The sequence below is a fragment of the Glutamicibacter creatinolyticus genome, from assembly GCF_006094275.1.
Lineage (GTDB): Bacteria > Actinomycetota > Actinomycetes > Actinomycetales > Micrococcaceae > Glutamicibacter > Glutamicibacter creatinolyticus.
Genome location: NZ_CP034412.1, coordinates 1,231,879 through 1,251,231 on the forward strand (window position 1 = coordinate 1,231,879; position 19,353 = coordinate 1,251,231).

Below are 19,353 nucleotides of genomic sequence, written 5' to 3' on the forward strand. Positions count from 1 at the left end.
ATCATTCTGTAATCGAACAGCCAGTTCGATTTTTGAACTGCTGACTGCTTTCGTTCACATATTCTCAGCCGGGTTCACGTTCCCGCGCCGGTCGCCGGGAATGGCAACAGAGGCCTCTGCTCGCCCCTATGGAAACGAACGGTGTTTTGTTAGCCTACAAGCCACGATCGCGAGCATCATCCGCCGGCGGGTCGACATCGGCCGGTCAGGAAGAACAGGGGAGTGGGATCATGACGGCGACGCCGACTGGAAGCAAAACCGAGGATGGGGCACTGCGCCTGCTGCGGGTCTTCCCCATTGACCAACAGGAGCTCTGGAAATTACTGACCGAACCTGCCGAAACCGACCGGTGGATCGGACCGTGGTCCGGGGATCCGGCCAGCGGGAGCGTAGAGCTGACGCTGAATGCCGAGGAGGGAAGGCCCGCAATGGAAATGCGCCTCATTGACTGTGATGCCTCCACCCATCGTCTCGTGGTTGAATCCTCCCCGCAGGACGGGGAGGTGTGGAGACTGCAGCTCCAGGTACTGAGCGACCCGGAGGGAAGCCTGCTGGAGTTCGTGATGCCGAACCTGGAGCCCACCCAGGCTGGCTCCATTGGCCCGGGGTGGGAGTTGTATCTGGACCGCCTGCTGGCCGCGGCCGCAGGCCAGGATCCAGAGGCGATTCGCTTTGATCCCGATTACTACCCGGCGCTCCGCGATTATTACGAACTGCTGTTCAAGCCCTGATCCGTGCGGCAAAACCACTCGTCAAGAGTCCGTTCTCGGAGTGTAGAAAAATCTTGTTGTGAGCAGGCTCACCCGTGGCCTATGATTGTGATCTGAGTTACCGTCTGAACGGTCGGTAATCAGATTTTCGGAATCTCGCAAACTCAAGGGCACTCATGACTACCTCGCTTGTTACCCGCAGACAGGAAGAACGGCGCGTTCTAGCCGGCACCCTGGTGGGCACCACCATCGAGTGGTACGACTTCTTCATCTTCGCGCAGCTGACCGCGACCCTGCTCACCCCGCTGTTCCTCGCCCCGTTGGGTGAGTCGAACCCGGGCATCGCGCAGATCCTCTCGTTCGCGATGATCGGCATTTCCTTCTTCTTCCGTCCGCTGGGCGCCGTGATCGCCGGGCACCTCGGTGACCGGTTCGGACGCAAGCGGATCCTGGTGATGACCCTGATCCTGATGGGCATCGCCACCTCCCTGATCGGCCTGCTGCCCACCTACGCGCAGATCGGTGTTGCCGCACCGATCCTGCTGGTGCTGCTGCGTGTGCTGCAGGGCTTCTCCGCCGGCGGCGAATGGGGCGGCGCGGCGTTGATGAGTGTGGAGCACGCACCGAAGGGCCGCCGCGGCTACTTCGGCGCCTTCCCGCAGATCGGTGTTCCGATCGGCATGATCCTGGCCACCGGCATTCTGTACGTGCTGCGCGTGTCGATGACCCCCGAACAGTTCATGGCCTGGGGCTGGCGTATTCCGTTCCTGCTCTCGGTGGTGCTGATCCTGGTCGGTCACCTGATCCGCCGCGCACTGGAGGAATCCCCGGTCTTCAAGGAGATGGCCGAGCGTAAGAGCGAGGAGCACACCCCGCTGAAGGACTTGATGAAGACCAACTCCAAGCAGGTCATCCAGGCCGCGCTGATCTTCATCTCGAACAACGCCGCCGGCTATCTGGTCATCGCGTTCTTCATCGCCTACACCACCAAGGTGCTGGGCCTGGAGATGGCCCCGGTGCTGCTGGCCACCACCATCGGCTCCTTCGGCTGGCTAATCTTCACCCTGGTCGGCGGCTGGCTCTCGGATAAGATCGGGCGCCGCAACACCTTCGTCATCGGCTACGCCATCGTCTTCGTGTGGATGATCCCGATGTTCATGCTGATCGACACCGGCTCGATCGTGCTGTACACCGTGGCGATCTTCGTGCTGACCATCGGCCTGGGCCTGTCCTACGGACCGCAGTCGGCCATGTACGCCGAGATGTTCCCGGCGCACATCCGCTACTCGGGCATCTCGATCGGCTACGCCATCGGCGCGATCCTCGGCGGCGCCTTCGCGGCCACCGTGGCCCAGGTGCTGCTGGAGACCACCGGCTGGTCCGGCTCGATCGCCATCTACATCATGGTGCTGACCGTCATCTCCACCGCGGCCGTGCTGTGGGTGGGCGAGACCCGTCACCGCTCGCTGGGTGTGGAGGGCTTCCACGCGGACGGCACCGCCAAGATCCCGAGCGTGCACTAGGCAAGGACTACCGGCGGCGCGCTGGCGCCGCCGCCGGCACCGGGCCGGGTGGGACGGGGAGCAGATCCCCGAACCCACCCGGCCCGGTGCCTTAGTGTCCGGGAATCAAGGCGGCAAACCGCTGGATTGCGTCGGCGATATGACACGATAAGAAAAACCCGCCTTCCACCACCGCAGGAGCATTAATGGCCGCCCGCTTGCCCAAAGCCGCCCGGCAGTACCTCGACGAATTGCGCCAGGCCCTTTCCGGACTGAGCGCCGCCGAACGCGAGGACGTGCTGGCCCACACCCGGGCCCAGCTGGTTAGGCTGCCGCGCCGGGGGCGGCACAAGCAGGACATCCTGGACAGCCTCGGCCCGGTGCAGCGGATCGCCGCGGGCTTCGAGCGGGTCGAACCGCAGGAGCTGAAGGTCTCCAGCGGGTTTGAGTTCCTCACCCGGATCCTGGCGTGGCCCACGTTCGCGTTCTCGCTTCTGACCGCCGCGGTGCTGCTCTTCGCCCCGCAGGCGCCGATGAGTGTGGACGTGGCCGGCGCCCTCGGCCTGGGCTTCGAGGGGGAAGTCAGCTTTGGGTACATTGAGGCACGGCAGGCCGGAACCTGGTTCAACGCCGAGCTGTTGCCGGCCGCGCTGGTTGCCCTGGTCCCCGCCTTGTTCAGCCTCACCCCGCTGATCCTGCGCGACAAGGCTGCGATCTGGCTGCAGCTGCTCGGGGCCGTGGTGATGAGCGTCGTCTCCATCTTGGCCGGGCTGGGTATTGGCATGTTTTATTGGCCGGTGACGGTCCTGCTCTACTCCCAGGCGATCGTCCCGTGGGTGCTGCTGCGCTCGGCGATGGGCCGGGCGGGGTGGATCTGGCGAACCATTGGCGCGGTGCTGCTCTTGGCGACCCTGCTGCTGCATGGCCAGGCGGTCTTCACGCTGTATCACCAGCTGTGGCTGCTGGTGTTCCCGGCGATCCTGCTCCTGCCGGTCTTCGGTCATTTCCTGCGCTGGTGGTGGGCCGATATCGCGCTGATCGCCGTGGGGCTCGGGGTGATTATCTACGCCTCGCTGGCCTGGCCGGTCATGATTTACGGCTTCATCGCCGGCGGCCTGTTCTTCATTGTGGGGCACCTGGGCCTGGCGGGGAACATGTGGCATCGCCGTTCACGGGATCTGCTGGCTCTGCTCTAGGGGCCATCATTGGCCCCAGGCAACGGTGAGGGTACGGGCCAACCTGCTTCGAGTCGGCGGCCTGGTGATGTTTTTCGTTTCCCGGATTTGCGCTTCCGTTCCTTCTCGCCAAGAATATAGCTAGCTAAGCTAGTGAATATCGAGGTTCTCCTTCGCCAGACCCTATGGCAGGGGCACCTCAACTTTCTGCTGGATCTATCGCGCACCCGAAGACTGGACCATTGGCGACACCCGATGATCGTTATCGCTTTCCATTTCTGAAGAAAGGACGGGCCGACTGCCCGCTGTGCACGGGCCAGGCCAACAAACCAACATGAGCAATGTCAGCCTTGAACCCTTTGATGCATTGATTCTGGTGTCCTTCGGCGGGCCGGAAAAGCCGGAGGATGTCTTGCCCTTCCTGCAAAATGTCACCCGGGGCCGCGGCATTCCCGACGAGCGGCTCGTGGAAGTGGGCGAGCACTACTACAACTTCGGCGGCCGCTCACCCATCAACGAGCAAAACCGGAATCTGCTCGATGCCCTCAACCAGGAGCTGCAGCGGCGCGATGTCCGGATCCCGCTGCTGTGGGGGAACCGGAACTGGGATCCCTACCTCACCGATGAAGTGCGAAAGCACGCCGAGCAAACCGGAGCCACCCGATTCCTGGCCATCACTACCTCTGCCTATTCAAGCTACTCCTCCTGCCGCCAGTACCGTGAAGATTTCGGCGGAACGGTTCGGGCACTGGCCGATGATGGCATTGAGGTGTCCTTCGACAAGGTCCGCCAGTACTACAACCACCCCGGCTTCGCTGACGCAGAACTGCAGTGCGTCCGCCGTGCCTTGAGCGAATTCCAGCAGAACGTGGGGGAGCTGGACCCCGGCACGCACCGGGTCCTGTATGTCACCCACTCCATTCCCACGACCATGCAAGACGCCTCGCAGCGGTACACCGCCGGCTACCAGGCCGAGCACGAACAGCTCATCCAGTGGATTGAGGGCCAGCTGCCCGAAGAGCAGAGGCTGCCTTCGGAATTGGTTTACTGCTCACGCTCGGGGTCCCCGCATACCCCGTGGCTCGAACCGGATGTCAATGACCGCATGCGCGAATTGGCTGCGGAGGGCATCGATGGCGTCGTCGTGGTTCCGCTGGGATTCGTCTCCGATCACATGGAGGTTAAATACGATCTGGATACGGAAGCCGCCGCCACGGCCGAGGAACTGCAGCTGCGGTTCGTGCGGGCGGACACCGTGGGTACCTCCGCATCCTTCGTGAGCGGGCTGGTGGACCTCGCCCTGGAGCGGGCGGCGCAGGTTCGCGGGGAATCGCCGGAGCTGCCAGCCGTGACGTCCGGGGGGCCGCTCGCTGCGGGCAGTGGGGCGTGCTCGCTGAACTGCTGCCTCGGGGCCACGCTGAAGCCGACCGCACCACAGTGGCCGGCCGAGGCGAGCGCGACCGTTTAGACAGTTCGGCAGGGCGGGGAGGCCAGCTACCCGCCCTGCCGGTCTCATTTCCCGCGGCGGTTCATGACTGGTTGGCAGGTCAGGGAATATTTTGCTGGCGCAACGGAGTTGAGCAGTACGAGGCTAGGCCCCAACGCGACCACCAGGTTCATTTTCGTCCCGACGCCCGTTTCCCACATTGAGGAACGTGGCATCGTCTGGGCTCAATGTGTCGGCTAGTTCGACCCCGTTCGTGGCGGCACGGAGCATTTCAGATAGCCTTCCTATGGAAGTAATCCCGGCGTTGAGCCGGCAGGTTTTCGTGAAGGGATGGAATGGCTGAGAATCGTGCTGCCGGTGAGGCACCCATGGATGAGGCAACCCGCTGGCGGGTGCTGATGGTCCTCCTGGCCACCATGTTCATGTCCCTGGTCGGAGTGAGCATTGTCAATGTCGTCCTGCCCGCCATCCAGAACACCCTGGGCGCCAGCGAATCGGATATCCAGTGGGTGCTCTCCGGCTACGCCCTGACCTTCGGTGTGGTGCTGGTGGCCGCTGGCCGCGCCGGGGACGTCTTTGGGCGAGGCGCCATCTTCCTCAGCGGTCTGGTGATCTTCACGCTCTCCTCGATCCTGGCCGGATTTGCCCCCGATGCCACCAGCCTGAACATTGCCCGCTTCATCCAGGGCCTGGGCTCGGGCCTGCTGAACCCGCAGGTGCTGGGCATGATTCAGCAATACTTCCACGGGCCAGAACGAGGCCGTGCCTACGGCGCTTTGGGCACCGTGGTCGGTTTCTCGGTTGCCATTGGCCCGGTACTCGGCGGCTTCCTGGTGCAGGGACTGGGGGAGGACCTGGGGTGGCGCTCCACCTTCCTGGTCAACGTGCCGATTGGCCTGCTGGCCATAGTCTTGGCGCTGCGCTGGCTGCCGCGGCCGCTATTTCGCAAGCTTCAGGTTCCTGCCAGTGACCCCTCGGACGCCGTAGCTGCGGCCGTGGTGAAGCGCAGGCGAGGGGTGGACCTCGACCCGGTGGGCAGCATCATGCTTGGCCTGTCGATCCTGGCCCTGATGCTTCCCTTCGTTCAGGGCCGGGAGACCCCGTGGACCTGGTGGCTGCTGCCCGCCGCCTTTGCACTGCTGGGCGGTTGGATTCTCTGGGAGAAGAACTACAAGCGGCGTGGCCGCGAACCCATGGTGGACCTGCAGCTGTTCAAGATCCGCTCCTTCACCCTGGGTAACATCATTGCCGGGCTCTATTTCATGGGCGTGACCAGCGTCTGGGTTTTGGTGGCGGTGTACGTCCAGCAGGGCCAGGGATTGACCGCGCTGCAGGCGGGCATGGTCGGTCTTCCGGCCGCGTTGGCCTCCGCGGCCAGCTCCCATATTGCCGGTAAGTACGTGGTCCAGTTCGGGCGGCGACTGGTGATCTGGGGCATTCTCAGTGCACTGGTCGGCTTGGTGTCCACCATTGCGGTTGTGGAGCTCAACGCCCAGGACCAGGTGAGGATCTGGTGGCTGCTGCTGACGCTGAGCTTCATCGGTGTGGCGCAGGGTTCGATCATTTCCCCGAACCAGGCGCTGACCCTCATGGATGTTCCGGTGGCGAACTCGGGCAGTGCGGGCGGTCTGATGCAGACGTCCCAGCGCATCGGTACCGCGGTCGGGATCGCGGTGATCACCGCTATCTTCTACGGCACCCAGCACCTGACCGGCGAATGGAACACCGCCATGACCGTGGGCTTCATCGCCATCACGGTAATGGTCGTGCTGACCCTGGTGGTCGCCATCATTGACCAGCGCAAGGGGCACGGGATCGCCACCGTGGTGGGGCACTAGGACCCGCCTGCTGGTATAGCGTCTTAGAACTATCCAGGACCTATGACCGGTGGCTCACGCCTTGCTGTGCAGCAGAGCGAGCACCTGGTCCCGCTCCACCGGCTGGAACTGCTCATAGTAGGCTCCCACTGCGGTGAAACCGCCGGGCTTCAGCAAGGCGACGGCTTCGTCGGCGACCTGCGACAGCTCGTTGAGCACCTCCGGGGGCGCCACCGGTGCGGCAATGATGATCCGCTCGGGTTCCAGCTGCTGGACCAGTTCGACCGCCGCCTTAACGGTGGCGCCGGTGGCCAGTCCGTCATCGCAGATCACCATGATCCGCCCGGCCAGGTCCGGTGAATACTCCTGGAACATCTCGGCCAGCTCGGCCAGCGCCTGTTCGGTTTCGGCCTCCACCCGGTCCAGCTGGGCGCTGCCGAAGCCTTCCTTGGCACGACGGTGGATTCCCTCATTGAGGTAGCGTCCGGAGAAACCGCGGTAGGAGGCCATGGCACCGTAGGCCAGCTCCGGGTTGCTGGGCACCCCGAGCTTGCGTACGGCCAGCGCGCCAAGTTCCGCGCCCAGCGCCCGGGCCACTTCCGCGGCGATGGGCACGCCCCCGCGCAGCAGCCCCAGCACGACGTACTCGCCGGCCTCCAGCCGAGTTGCCAACGCCAGTCCCAGAGAAGTGCCGGCCTGTTCCCGATTCTCGAATCTTTGGTTCGCCCGTTGTGTCATGGTTCCAGTCTTGCCCAGATCAGTCGATTGCAACAGACCTCACAGAAAATATCCTGACTAGTCACTATGGGCTCGACGGTCGGTCAAAGAGGCCGAACTCGCCCAGCAATATGCGCCGGGTGTTTCAGACATACCGCTGCTCTCGAACGCAACTGTGCACACTGCCGGCAACAAGCCGCCCGAAGCTTTCCCGCCCGGGGGTTCGGACTAGAACTGCCGGTAGGCGGACACCATGGGGCAGTCGAAGGGATCGCGGGCCGAGAGTCCAACCTTGTTCAGGTATCGGATGACCTGCGCGTAAGACTGGCGCACCGAGGCCACCGTGTAGGTGATCTGGTGTTCGGCACAGTAGGCGCGCACAATCCGGGAGACCTCGGCCAGGTTGGCTCGCGGCATCGAGGGGAACAGATGGTGTTCGACCTGGTAGTTCAGCCCGCCGTAAATGATGGAGAGCAGTTCGTTGCCCCACCGGCTCTTGGCCATGACGTTGCGGCTGGTGAGTACCTGCCGGGAGAAGAAGTCAATGCGCATGTTGTTCGGGACCATGGGCATGCCCTTGTGGTTGGGGGCAAAGGAGCCGCCCATGTAGATGCCGAAAACCGCGAGTTGCACGCCGATGAAGGCGAACGCCATGCCGATCGGAAGGAAGGCGAAGATCAAGGCCAGATAGATGGCCACGCGCAAGACAATCACGGTGATTTCGCGGCTGCGGTTTTTCACTCGCTTGGCCACGAACAGGTACTTGATGGACTGAAAATGCAGGTTCAGCCCTTCCAGGGTCAGCAGCGGAAAGAACAAATACCCCTGGCGTTCGGTGATCCACTTCAGCAGACCCTTTTGCCGCTGTGCGTCGGCCGGCTGGAAGGAGATGGTGTCCCATTCAATGTCCGGGTCCTTGCCCACTGTATTTGGCGTGGCGTGGTGCTTGTTGTGCTTGTTCATCCACCACTGGTAGCTGATGCCGACCACGCCGTTGGCCAGCAGGCGTCCGAGTTTGTCATTGGTCTTGGCGGAGGAGAGGATCTGGCGGTGTGCGGCCTCGTGGGCCAGGAACGCGAACTGGGTAAGCAGGATTCCCAGCGCCCCGGCCATCAGCAGCTGCAACCAGCTGTCACCGAGCAGGATGAACCCGGTGATGGTCCCACCGAGCAGACCCAGCAGGACCAGGCCCATGCCTAGGTAGTGGCCGCGGCGCCGTCCATTGAGTCCCGCGTCGCTGACCAGGGCCTTGACGTGGAAGAAGCTTTTGGGATCCCCGGGCCGCACTGAAGTGGCCGGTGGAGGGGTGGGCAGGGTGGAAGTGATGCTACTCAAGTGCAGAGTCCTTGGGTGGTAGCGGCGACTTTTCAGTCGAAAGAACTGAAAGTCTCAACTCCTATTGCTTCAGTCTATCTACGCTGGATGTGAGTTGCCAGAGTAATGTGCTGGCATCCCCTGTGACCACAATCGAGAGAGTCGGCGTGGGGCGTCGAAGTACCCAAACAACGGAAAATGACGTGCAGGTGATGGAACCACTGATTGAGGTCTACATCTGCCTCCAATTACTTCCGCTCGATAGTATCGGGCAAGCAAACTGATATGCTCAAAACGCTGCTAACTTTACGCCGCGAGTACCGAAGTATCATCCAAATTCATCGTCAACGACGGGAACACTTCATGAGTAACAGCCCCGAAGCAGCACTAGGAATCGCTTTACTCACCTCCCTAGTTCGCCAGGACAGAGAAGCTTTTCTCCTCATCGCATCTGAGCTCGAGGGCGGTAATGCGCAAGCTGTGGCGATCCTGGCTCGACTAGGGGAAACAATGGTCAGTATGATCGCAAGCCTCTTGCAACTCAGTAGCGAGGAAGCGTTAACGCGCGTGGCGGCTGCGATTGCGCTCAGCGAATAACCGACCGGTTCGACTGTAAAGCGGAAAAAGAACGACGCGGAGTCCGCTTCGTGTGATACCGTAGTAGTAGTAATTAGTCTCCTCGAGATGAAATATCATCCATCTCGTTTCAGATCTTTCTTGAATTTTTCATAAACGTCTTTGCGCTGGTATTCCCGGCAAAAAGGGAATAGCGTTACCTGAAATAATTGTCCCTATATCTTAAGTAGGGCAGTCGGTAGAGGGCTTTCGGTCTCAGAACTCTAGCTCGGTCGACAATCTATCTCTCGGATAAAATTTTTGAGCCCGTGAACTCAGTATTCGATGTTCACCCGGCCTCTGGGCCTGCTCAAGCTTTGCATTATCACGGGATTCATCAGAACTCTTGCTGTGTAGCCGATGTGGCGTACACGCGTACTGCCGTTATCTACGGCTCGATAGGAATTTACATGACCACCGGCATCGTAAAATGGTTTAACTCCGAAAAGGGCTTCGGATTCATTGCTCCGTCCGACGGATCCGCTGACGTCTTTGCTCACTACAGCGCGATCCAAAGCTTTGGATTCAAAAACCTTGAAGAGGGCCAGACTGTGGAGTACAAGCTTGAAGCTGGGCCTAAGGGTCCTCAAGCAACTGAGATCCAGGTGCGCTAGCTACTTTTCATAATTAACAAAGGGCGGGACAAGAAAAATCTTGTCCCGCCCTTTGCCGGTTCTTAGAAGTTCAGCGTGGTGCTGACAGTGGGCACCAAGCTACACTTCTAGGCGGCATTGACCGGGGTGCCTAGCCCGGTGGTTTCATCACTTACGGGGTCATGAGCTGTCATTAACGAGGAAAAGGTGATCTGAACTGGGAAAATAGAGGTGTCTAAGCTTCATCTACCCAGTTCGAAGGATCACCTTTTCAAGGCACCACTCTACCCCGATTTTCCCGCATGTCCCGGCCCAACTCACCAACCAAGCGCTGGTGTCCCAGGCAGGGCTCGGGGTACTGACCAGCTTCCTGAACGCCCTAAGCTTCCGCAGGCTATGCGAGGACAGGTTCTCCCAATTCGTGCCGGCCACTGCGGTGCACCGGCCGGGCAAGATGATGGCTGACTTGGCGATCATGCTGTCCGCCGGAGGCGAGCAAGTTACTGATATTGACCAGCTCAGCTCCTCACAAGGATTGTTCGGCACGGTCGCCTCCGAGGCCACGATCAGCCGGTTCATGGGCCGGATCAAGGATCAGCCCGCGGCGTTCTTCTACGCCTTTGCCACCATGCACCGCACTTTGCGCTCCCGGGTCTGGGCCGCGGCCGGGGCCCGCAATCCGGCTTTGCGAGCTACCAGATGGGATCCGCTGATCATCGATATTGATGGCTCGCTGGTGCATGTGCACTCTGACAAGGAGCACGCCGCAGGCACCTATAAGGGTGGGTACGGGTTCTCTCCCATGATCGCCAGCGTGGATTACGGGAAAGGCAATGGCACCGGGGAAATCTTGGCCGTGATGCTGCGGCCCGGGAACAAGGGCGCGAACTCAGCGGCGGACCACATCACGATCCTGGACCAGGCTCTGGCCCAGCTACCTGATGAGTTCTATGACCAGGACGGGATACTGATCGGTAAGAAGGTCCTGGTGCGTACCGACAGCGCTGGCGCTTCGCGCGAGTTCCTGCACCACCTGGATTCGTTGGGGCTCCAGTTCTCCACCTCCTACGCGCTGCCGGTGGTCAATGAGCGGTTCATCGGATGGATCAACGAGAAGAAGTACTGGGAACCAGCCACCGACCAACACGGCAATCCGCGCCGGAACGCGTGGGTGATCGACGCGAGCGGGGTCATCGGGTTGAACAACTACCCGCCGGGCACCCGCATCTATTTGCGGGCCGAGCCGCTGCATCCCGGAGCGAAGGCCTCGCTGTTCGACACAGACGGGAATCGCATCACCGCATTCCTCACGAACGCGCCACGCTACAACGTCGCCTTCCTCGACGCCCGCCACCGCGCCAAGGGCCGGTGTGAGAACAGGATCAAGACCTTGAAGTCCACGGGCTTGGGCAAGCTGCCCTACTGGTCTTTTGCCGCGAACCAGGCGTGGATCAACGTGGCGGTGCTGGCCATGAATCTGACCTCGTGGATCCAACTGACCCTGCTGCCGGTGAACCATCCTGCCGCGTGCTGGGACGTGAAGCGGTGGCGTTACCGGCTGTATTCCATCGCTGGGAAGCTGATCACCAGCAGTCGGAAAACCAGGTTATTAATCCCCGGAACTGCGCCGGAAGCCACCCTGCTCACCGACCTGCTAGAACGAGCCCAGGCCGGGTATCAGCAATGGCGTCACGGCCACCTTACTGCCTGAACCGGCAATCAATTCTGCCCACGAACGAGACGAAAGAGCCACGACCGGAACTGTGGAGCCCGGCACCCGCACCAGTGACCCTGGTGTCATCGGCGACCCCGAAACAGGAGAGAGCCGCCGATTCTCAGAAAAACTGGAAATCAGCGGCCCTCAACGTCACGATGAAACCGTTGGGCTAGTAGCCAGTCCCGCGTGAAAGACGCCGGGTGGCCCGTGATTTCTCTCCGCGGGGTGGGAAAGGCCCGGTAGACTTGATCACCAAAAAGTGATCCTCGAACCGGTGAATGTGGAGCTTAGATGCCATTATTTTCGCACTCTAAGATCAGCTTTTCGTCTTGGCTACCCTAAACGACGATCCCGCCATGAAAATCGTCGAGCTGGTGTGGGGTATGAGACGCATTCCATTTTTTCGTTCGTGGGCCATATTCATGATGCTGGCCAGTTCCTGCGCCATATCCGGCGGGAAGTCGCAGGACCCCACGGGATTGTGGGGACAACAGGAGCAGGGCCAGCCCTGGCTGGAACTATCCAAGGAGGGCAAGGTGGCCGGAAGCGATGGCTGCAACAACCTGATGTCCACTTGAAGCCAGGAGGCCGAGAAGATCAGCTTCAGCGCGATGGCCAGCACGATGATGTACTGCCACGGCGTGGACACCTGGCTGAGCACCGCCGACCACGCAACCATCCAGGACGGCTCGCTGCTGGTCTTCGACGCGAATGACCAGCAGATCGGCACCCTTCCGCGCGGGGAACGTTAGCTTAGGCGTCGGTGGCCGGGCGGCTGGTTGAGCTGCGCACGATGAGCTGGTGCTCAAGGTGGTGGGCCCGTGCCGGCGCCTCGCCGCGGATGGCCTTCAGCAGCATGGCCACGGCAAGTTCGCCCTGCTGGTGCGGTTGCTGGCGGATGGTCGTCAGCCCGAAGAGCTCGGCCAGTTCATGGTCATCCACGCCGACCACCGACAGGTCCTGCGGCAGCTGCAGGCCCAGGTCGCGGGCTGCGAGGATCGCCCCGATGGCCATTTCATCGCTGGCGGCGAAGATGGCGGTGGGCCTGGTCGCCGGGTTGCCCAGCAGCTGCTTGGCCACCGTGTAGCCCTGGCCCATCGTGAAGTCCGCGCTGACGCACAGCTGCTCATCGACGTCGATCCCGGCCTCGGCCAGGGCACGCTCGTAGCCGATGCGCCGATGGGAGGGCACGCGGAAGTCGAGGTCGGTTTCCGAGGATCCACCGATGTAGCCGACCCGGACATGACCCAGGGACAGCAGGTGGTTGGTGCCCAGGGCGGAGACCGCCTCATCATCCACGTGCAGGGTGGGTACGCCGGGCAGGGGCCCGCCCACCCCGACCAGGGGCTTGTTCAGTGCGTGCAGTGCCACTAGCTCCTGCTCGCTGAGCTCTACGTTCACGGCGATCACCGCATCCACCCGTTGGCGCTGCAGGAAATCGGAAAAGATCTGGTGGCGCTGGCCCGAATCCTTGGTGAGTTGGTAGAGCGTGGTGTCATAGCCCTCGCGCATCAGGGCCGTGCAGATCCCCTCCAGCACGCTGGCGTAGAACCAGTGGTTGATCACCGGAACCAGGACGCCGATATTCCGGGTGCGCCCCGAAGCCAGCCCCGAGGCACTGGAGGAGACGACGTAGCCCAAATCGCTCGCGGCGCGCTGCACCGCGGCCTGTGCCGCGGCCGAGACATTGCCCCGACCGGAGAGCGCGCGCGAGACGGTCGCCACCGAGACGCCCGCAGCCCGAGCTACGTCCTTGATGCTGGCCACGTGGTTCCTTCCGACGCAGTTGTGGGGGCAAGTGAGGGCAATGGGGTGGCTAGGCGCGACGGGACGGCTGGGGCCCGCGGCGGCCACGGCACCAGATTACCCGGGAGCCTGATCAGGCGCGGAACCATATGGTCGATTCCGCGGCGATGCGCCGTCCCGCGGGCTGCTGCGCGCTGGTGGCGGCAACGGCCAGCCCGGTGGTCTGTGGGGGCAATTCCAGATCGGTGCCCGCGAAGTTGGACACCACCAGCACATCGCGGTTGGCAAAGGCCAGCAGATCCGGGTTGCCGGTCTCCAGCCAGCTGAGCGAGCCGGTGCCCAGTTCATGCTCCCGGCGCACGCGCAGCAGCGTGTAATACAGGTTCAGGGTCGAGTCCGGATCCGCGCGCTGCACGTCGCGCGCGTAGTCCTGCCAGCCCTCGGGCTGCGGCAGCCAGCTGCTGCCGCTGGGGGAGAACCCGGCGGCGGGGGAGCCGGCTTCCCACGGCAGCGGGACCCGGCAGCCGTCGCGGCCGTAGCGTTCGCCGTTGGTGCGGAACCAGGTGGGGTCCTGCCGCGCCTCATCGGGCAGGTCCACCGCCTCGGGCAGCCCCAGCTCCTCGCCCTGGTACAGGTAGGCGCCGCCGGGCAGCGCAAGCATCAGGGCACTGGCCGCACGCGCCCGACGCAGGCCCACGGCCGGATCCGGCAGGTTCGGGGTCAGCGGGCCGATGCCCTCACCCTGCGGGTTCTCCTCGGTCAGCGCCAGCCGGGTGGCGTGGCGCACCACATCGTGGTTCGACAGCACCCAGGTGCTTGGCGCGCCGACCGCCGCGAACTCCCGCAGCGACTCGTCGATCGTGGCGCGGATCTGCCCGGCGTTGAAATGGCAGGACAGGTACGGGAAATTGAACGCCTGGTGCATCTCATCCGGACGCACCCATTTGGCCATCAGGGACAGCGGGCTGACCCAGGCCTCGGCGCACAGCACGCGCTCGCCGCCGTACTCGTCCAACACGGTGCGCCAGTCGCGGTAGATCTCGTGCACGGCCTCCTGACCCCACCAGGGGGCGAGCTCCTCGGTGCCGCCCATGGACGCGGCGGCGGGGTCCACAACGTAATCCGGCAGCCCGTCGGCCTTGATCAGGCCATGGGCGACATCCACCCGGAAACCGTCGGTTCCCCGATCCAGCCAGAAGCGCAGCACATTGCGGAACATTTCCCGAACCTCGGGGTTGTGCCAATTGAAATCCGGTTGCGAGGAATCAAAGACGTGCAGGTAGTACTGTCCCGGTGTGCCGTCCGGGTTGGTGGTCTGCGTCCACATGGGACCGCCGAAGACCGATTCCCAGTTATTGGGAAGACCGCCGGGCACCGCGTCGCGGAAGATGAACCGATCCCGCTCCGGGGAGCCTGGCGCGGCGGCCAGGGCCTGCTGGAACCAAGGGTGCTGATCCGAGCAGTGGTTCGGCACCAGGTCAACGATGACCCGCAGGTCCAGCTCGTGGGCGCGGGCGACCATGGCGTCGTAGTCGGCGAGCGTACCGAAGCGCGGATCCACATCGCAGTAATCGCTCACATCGTAGCCGGCGTCCTTCTGCGGGGAGGTGAAGAAGGGGGAGAGCCAGATGGCGTCGACCCCGAGGTCTGCCAGGGACTGCAGCCGCGCAGTGATGCCGGGCAAATCCCCCATGCCGTCGCCGTTCGCATCGGAGAAGGAACGAGGATAAATCTGGTAGATCACCGAGGAGCGCCACCATTGGGCGCCGGCCTCGGTCCTCCGGGAATCAGCGAGGGATCGGATTTGAGTCATGACGGTAACCATAAACGAATTCCCAGGTGTTGTAAACGCTTTCAGTTTTGATGCCGCCAGCCACCCTGGAATGCGGCTCCCTTATCGCCAGTACGACGGATTGAAGTGATTTTCACGATATTCTTGTCATCGTTCATGATCTATGCCACTCTGGAAACGCTTACAATCGTGGTGGCACATGCACCTCGAACGAACCGACCGGCCACACCGCGCAGCATCGCAGTCAAACCGGTTCTTTGGACAAAGTTGTCACGAAAGGACACCCCATGATGGTGAACAAGCGCTCCCTGCTGCTGGGCGGGGCGATGACCGCGATTGCCGCGCTGTCCCTGACGGCCTGTAGTGGTTCGAACCCCTCGTCCACGCAGCCTTCCGAAACCGCCGCGCAGTCCTCCTCGGCCCCGGCCGAGGCTGGCTCGCTGAGCGTGTGGGTCGACGCGAACCGCGAGCCGGTCCTGAAGGAGGCGGCCGCCGACTTCCAGGCGAAGTCCGGGGTGAAGGTCGACCTGGTGATCAAGGACTTCTCCAAGATCCAGGAGGACTTCCTCAAGCAGGTTCCCACCGGCAAGGGGCCGGACATCACCATCGGCGCCCACGACTGGCTGGGCAACCTGGTCACCAACGGTGTGGTCCAGCCGGTCGAGCTGGGCGAGAAGAGCTCCGAGTTCCAGGACGTGGCCATCGACGCGATGCGCTACGAGGGCAACACCTATGGCGTTCCATACGCCACGGAGAACCTCGCGCTGCTGCGCAACAAGGACCTGGTCGACAAGGCCCCGGCGACCTTCGATGAGATGATCGCCGAAGGCAAGAAGGCCGGCACCGACTTCCCGTTCCTGGTCCAGGTCACCGAGGTGGGCGACCCGTTCCACGCCTACCCGTTCCAGACCTCCTTTGACGCGCCGGTGTTCGGCACCGACGACACCGGGGCCTACAACGCCAATGACCTGCAGATCGGCAACGCGGGCGGGCTGGAGTTCGCCCAGTGGCTGGCTGAGCAGGGCGAGGCCGGCACGCTGAAGACCTCCGTGGACGCGGACATCGCCAAGGAGAAGTTCATCTCCGGCGACTCCCCGTTCCTGTTGACCGGCCCGTGGAACGTGGACGCCGTCCAGGAGGCCAAGATCGATCTGGCGATCGACCCGATCCCGAGCGCCGGCGGTGAAGAGGCCCAGCCGTTCGTGGCCGTCCAGGGCTTCTTTGTCTCCTCGAAGACCGAGAACCTGCTGGCCGCCACCGAGTTCCTGACCAACTACATCGGCACCGAAGAAATCCAGACCAAGCTCTACGAGGTTGGCAAGCGTCCGCCGGCGAACAAGGAGGCGTTCGAGGCGGCCAAGTCCGATGAGACCATCGCGTCCTTCGGCGCGGTGGGCGAGAACGGCGTGCCGATGCCCAGCATCCCGGAGATGGCTGCCGTCTGGGAGTACTGGGGTGTGGCCGAAGCCGAGATCATCTCCGGCAAGGCCGATCCGGCCAAGCGCTGGAAGCAGATGACCGCGGACATCGAAAAGGCCATCGCCAAGTAGCGCCGCAGGCCGCCACCGGGCCTGGCCGGCGCAGCGGGCGCCGGGGCAGCAGGACGCTGCCTCGGCACCGCGCGCCGGCCGCCAGGCCTGCTTCTTGAACCAGCACCCGCCGCCATTCGACCCAGAAACCAGCCAAAGATGTCATTGACCCATCACAAGCCGCCGCCCGCCGGCGACGCCGCCCAGCAGGCCAAGCTCTCGCCGGCCGCATCCCGCTTTGCCGCCGCGTCCTCCACCTCCACCGGGGCGATGCTGGCCAAGATCGCCATGATCGCCATCGTGGACGCCACCGCCGTGTTCGCGCTGTTCACCGCGATCGGCCGTGAAGCCTGGGCCATCGCCGCGGTGCTCGCGGTGATCACCCTGGCCATCAACGTGGTGTACTTCAAGCGGGGCTGGCTGCCGGCCAAGTACCTGCTGCCGGGCACCATCTTCCTGCTGATCTTCCAGGTCTTCGTGATCGGCTACACCGGCTACATCGCCTTCACGAACTACGGCTCGGGCCACAATTCGGACAAGGACGACGCCGTCATGGCGCTGCTGCAGTCCAACCAGAGCCGTGTGCCGGACTCCCCGGCGTTCCCGGTGACGGTGCTTGATGACGGCCAGGAGCTGTCGCTGCTGGTCCAGCGCGACGGCGTGCAGCAGGTGGGGTCCGCCGATCAGCCGCTCGAGCCCACCAGCCCGGAGCAGCTGGAGGGCTACACACAGCTGGGCTTCGCCGATCTGCTCGGACGCCAGTCGGAAGTGACCTCGCTGGCCGTGCCGATCAGCCAGGACCCGGCCGAGGGCTCGCTGCGCACCTCGGACGGGCGCACCGCCTACCAGTACACCTCCAACCTGGTGTACGACCAGGCCGCGGGCACCATGACGGACTCCACCACCTCGGTGGTCTACCGGGATACCGGGGTGGGCGCCTTCACCGCCGAGGACGGCACCCAGCTGATGCCCGGCTGGTCGATCAACGTCGGGTTCGAGAACTTCACCCGCGCGTTCAGCGACCCCTCCATCCGCACCGCGCTGTCCTCGGTGACGCTGTGGACCTTCGCCTTTGCCCTGCTCTCGGTGGCCACCACGTTCTTCATGGGCCTGTTCCTGGCGCTGGTCTTCAACGACCTGCGGATGAAGGGGCGCAAGATCTACCGGGTGATCTCCATCCTTCCCTACGCGTTCCCGGCATTCCTCGGTGGCCTGGTCTGGGCCGGCATGCTCAACAAGGACTTCGGGTTCGTGAACCAGGTGCTCTTCGGCGGGGCGCAGATCCCGTGGTTGACCGACCCGTGGCTTGCGAAGTTCTCCGTGCTCTGGGTCAACCTGTGGCTCGGCTTCCCGTACATGTTCCTGGTGTGCACCGGCGCGCTGCAGTCCATCCCCGACGAGCTGGCCGAGGCGGCCAAGATTGACGGGGCCAAACCGTTCCAGGTGTTCCGCCTGATCAAGCTGCCGCTGCTGCTGGTCTCGGTGGCCCCGCTGTTGATCAGTTCGTTCGCCTTCAACTTCAACAACTTCAATGTCATCTACATGCTCACCGAGGGCGGCCCACGCCTGGAGGGAGCGGGGCTGAACGTGGGTGCCACCGACATCCTGATCTCGATGGTCTACAAGGTCGCCTTCGTCGGTTCGCAACGCGACTACGGTTTGGCCAGTGCGTTCTCCATCATCATCTTCGTGCTGGTCTCCATCATCGCGGTGATCAGCTTCAAGCAGACCAAGGCCCTGGAGGAGCTGAACTAATGTCGACGCCAACTCCCGTGCGCCCCGCCGCCCGCCGCGGCTTTGGAAAGTGGTTCGCCGCCACCGGCTGGCGCCACCTGATCGGCGTGGCCCTGTGCATCTATGCGGCGTTCCCGCTGCTTTATGTGCTGTCGGCCTCACTGAACCCCAACGGAACGCTGCTCTCATCCAACGGACTGTTCACCGAAGTGGGGCTGCGCAGCTACATCGACCTGTTCCGCAATGAGCAGCGGCCCTTCGCCGCCTGGTTCGGCAACACCCTGGTGATCGGGTTGACCACGGCCGCGGCCTCGGTCTTCCTCGGGGCGCTGGCCGCCTACAGCTTCTCGCGCATGCGCTTCACCGGACGGCGCTTCGGCCTGATGAGCCTGCTGGTGGTCCAGATCTTCCCGCAGCTGCTGGCCGTCGTGGCCATTTTCATCCTGCTGACCTCGCTGGGCGAGGTCTACCCCATGCTGGGCATCGACAACCAGGTCGCGCTGATCATGGTGTACCTGGGCGGCGCGCTGGGCGTAAATACCTACCTGATGTACGGGTTCTTCAACACCGTCCCGGTGGAGATCGACGAGGCAGCCAAGATCGACGGGGCCGGGCATGCACGGATCTTCTTCACCATGATCCTGCGTCTGGTGGCACCGATCCTGGCGGTGGTGGGACTGCTGTCCTTCATCGCGAGCACCTCGGACTTCGTGATCGCCTCGGTGGTGCTGGTCTCGCCGGAGAACCAGACGCTGGCCGTGGGGCTGTATTCCTACGTTTCGGAGGAATTCAGCTCCAACTGGTCCGTCTTTGCCGCCGGTGCGGTGCTGGCCGCGCTGCCGGTGATGGCGCTGTTCCTCTTCCTGCAGAAATACATCGTCGGCGGCCTGACCGCCGGTGCGGGGAAGTAGCAGGCCCCGGCAAAGCGGCCGGCGGAGCGCATCC

The 19,353-nt window shown here is 63.2% G+C and carries 17 protein-coding genes; 13 read left to right on the plus strand and 4 right to left on the minus strand.

The features are described 5' to 3' along the window. Positions 1 to 128: 128 nt before the first annotated feature. From GcLGCM259_RS05650 to GcLGCM259_RS05670, 5 genes are all read left to right on the plus strand, one after another. Positions 129 to 731 carry an SRPBCC family protein gene (locus tag GcLGCM259_RS05650; protein WP_217496556.1) on the plus strand — a complete coding sequence of 201 codons (603 nt, stop codon included), beginning with the start codon at positions 129 to 131 and terminating at the stop codon, positions 729 to 731. Between the two features lie 155 nt (positions 732 to 886). Further along, positions 887 to 2,233: an MFS transporter gene (locus GcLGCM259_RS05655; protein WP_138925996.1), complete on the plus strand. Its 1,347-nt coding sequence runs from the start codon at positions 887 to 889 to the stop codon at positions 2,231 to 2,233. 185 nt (positions 2,234 to 2,418) lie between these two features. Next, on the plus strand, positions 2,419 to 3,408 hold the full coding sequence (locus GcLGCM259_RS05660; protein WP_138925997.1) for an HAAS signaling domain-containing protein: 990 nt from the start codon (positions 2,419 to 2,421) through the stop codon (positions 3,406 to 3,408). 313 nt (positions 3,409 to 3,721) lie between these two features. Then, positions 3,722 to 4,855, plus strand: coding sequence for a ferrochelatase (locus GcLGCM259_RS05665; protein ID WP_138925998.1), 1,134 nt, complete (start codon positions 3,722 to 3,724; stop codon positions 4,853 to 4,855). Between the two features lie 314 nt (positions 4,856 to 5,169). Beyond that, entirely contained in the window at positions 5,170 to 6,672 is a 1,503-nt protein-coding gene (locus tag GcLGCM259_RS05670; RefSeq protein WP_217496557.1) for an MFS transporter, read from the plus strand. Positions 6,673 to 6,726: 54 nt separating this feature from the next. Here GcLGCM259_RS05670 and GcLGCM259_RS05675 read toward each other — a convergent pair whose 3' ends face one another. Both GcLGCM259_RS05675 and GcLGCM259_RS05680 read right to left on the minus strand, forming a co-directional pair. Continuing rightward, positions 6,727 to 7,323 (minus strand): phosphoribosyltransferase, encoded by a 597-nt coding sequence (locus tag GcLGCM259_RS05675; RefSeq protein ID WP_175419334.1) that lies wholly within the window; start codon positions 7,321 to 7,323, stop codon positions 6,727 to 6,729. Positions 7,324 to 7,596: 273 nt separating this feature from the next. Then, on the minus strand, positions 7,597 to 8,703 hold the full coding sequence (locus GcLGCM259_RS05680) for a fatty acid desaturase family protein (protein WP_246049793.1): 1,107 nt from the start codon (positions 8,701 to 8,703) through the stop codon (positions 7,597 to 7,599). A gap of 342 nt (positions 8,704 to 9,045) precedes the next feature. On the opposite strand from GcLGCM259_RS05680, the gene GcLGCM259_RS05685 reads away from it, so the two are divergent. The 5 genes from GcLGCM259_RS05685 (at position 9,046) to GcLGCM259_RS15255 (ending at position 12,359) form a co-directional block, all read left to right on the plus strand. Further along, positions 9,046 to 9,279: a hypothetical protein gene (locus GcLGCM259_RS05685; RefSeq protein WP_138178170.1), complete on the plus strand. Its 234-nt coding sequence runs from the start codon at positions 9,046 to 9,048 to the stop codon at positions 9,277 to 9,279. 428 nt (positions 9,280 to 9,707) lie between these two features. Beyond that, positions 9,708 to 9,911 carry a cold-shock protein gene (locus tag GcLGCM259_RS05690; RefSeq protein WP_138178168.1) on the plus strand — a complete coding sequence of 68 codons (204 nt, stop codon included), beginning with the start codon at positions 9,708 to 9,710 and terminating at the stop codon, positions 9,909 to 9,911. A gap of 241 nt (positions 9,912 to 10,152) precedes the next feature. Continuing rightward, positions 10,153 to 11,601 carry an IS1380 family transposase gene (locus GcLGCM259_RS05695; protein WP_138926000.1) on the plus strand — a complete coding sequence of 483 codons (1,449 nt, stop codon included), beginning with the start codon at positions 10,153 to 10,155 and terminating at the stop codon, positions 11,599 to 11,601. A 362-nt stretch (positions 11,602 to 11,963) separates the two neighbouring features. Then, positions 11,964 to 12,185, plus strand: coding sequence for an META domain-containing protein (locus tag GcLGCM259_RS05700; RefSeq protein WP_138926001.1), 222 nt, complete (start codon positions 11,964 to 11,966; stop codon positions 12,183 to 12,185). Between the two features lie 33 nt (positions 12,186 to 12,218). After that, entirely contained in the window at positions 12,219 to 12,359 is a 141-nt protein-coding gene (locus GcLGCM259_RS15255) for a hypothetical protein (RefSeq protein WP_175419335.1), read from the plus strand. 1 nt (position 12,360) lies between these two features. Here the strand turns inward: GcLGCM259_RS15255 and GcLGCM259_RS05705 are convergent, their stop codons facing one another. Together GcLGCM259_RS05705 and GcLGCM259_RS05710 are read right to left on the minus strand one after the other, a co-directional pair. Further along, positions 12,361 to 13,374, minus strand: coding sequence for a LacI family DNA-binding transcriptional regulator (locus GcLGCM259_RS05705; protein WP_138926002.1), 1,014 nt, complete (start codon positions 13,372 to 13,374; stop codon positions 12,361 to 12,363). Between the two features lie 112 nt (positions 13,375 to 13,486). Then, on the minus strand, positions 13,487 to 15,166 hold the full coding sequence (locus GcLGCM259_RS05710; protein WP_175419336.1) for a glycoside hydrolase family 13 protein: 1,680 nt from the start codon (positions 15,164 to 15,166) through the stop codon (positions 13,487 to 13,489). Positions 15,167 to 15,432: 266 nt separating this feature from the next. On the opposite strand from GcLGCM259_RS05710, the gene GcLGCM259_RS05715 reads away from it, so the two are divergent. The 3 genes from GcLGCM259_RS05715 (at position 15,433) to GcLGCM259_RS05725 (ending at position 19,319) form a co-directional block, all read left to right on the plus strand. Next, positions 15,433 to 16,695 carry a sugar ABC transporter substrate-binding protein gene (locus tag GcLGCM259_RS05715; protein ID WP_138926004.1) on the plus strand — a complete coding sequence of 421 codons (1,263 nt, stop codon included), beginning with the start codon at positions 15,433 to 15,435 and terminating at the stop codon, positions 16,693 to 16,695. A 138-nt stretch (positions 16,696 to 16,833) separates the two neighbouring features. Next, the gene (locus tag GcLGCM259_RS05720) at positions 16,834 to 18,429 is read left to right on the plus strand and encodes an ABC transporter permease subunit (protein ID WP_138926005.1); all 1,596 of its coding nucleotides are present in this window, start codon (positions 16,834 to 16,836) and stop codon (positions 18,427 to 18,429) included. Then, entirely contained in the window at positions 18,429 to 19,319 is an 891-nt protein-coding gene (locus GcLGCM259_RS05725; protein WP_138178158.1) for a sugar ABC transporter permease, read from the plus strand. The genes GcLGCM259_RS05720 and GcLGCM259_RS05725 overlap by 1 nt, the downstream gene beginning before the upstream one ends. Positions 19,320 to 19,353: the final 34 nt, after the last annotated feature.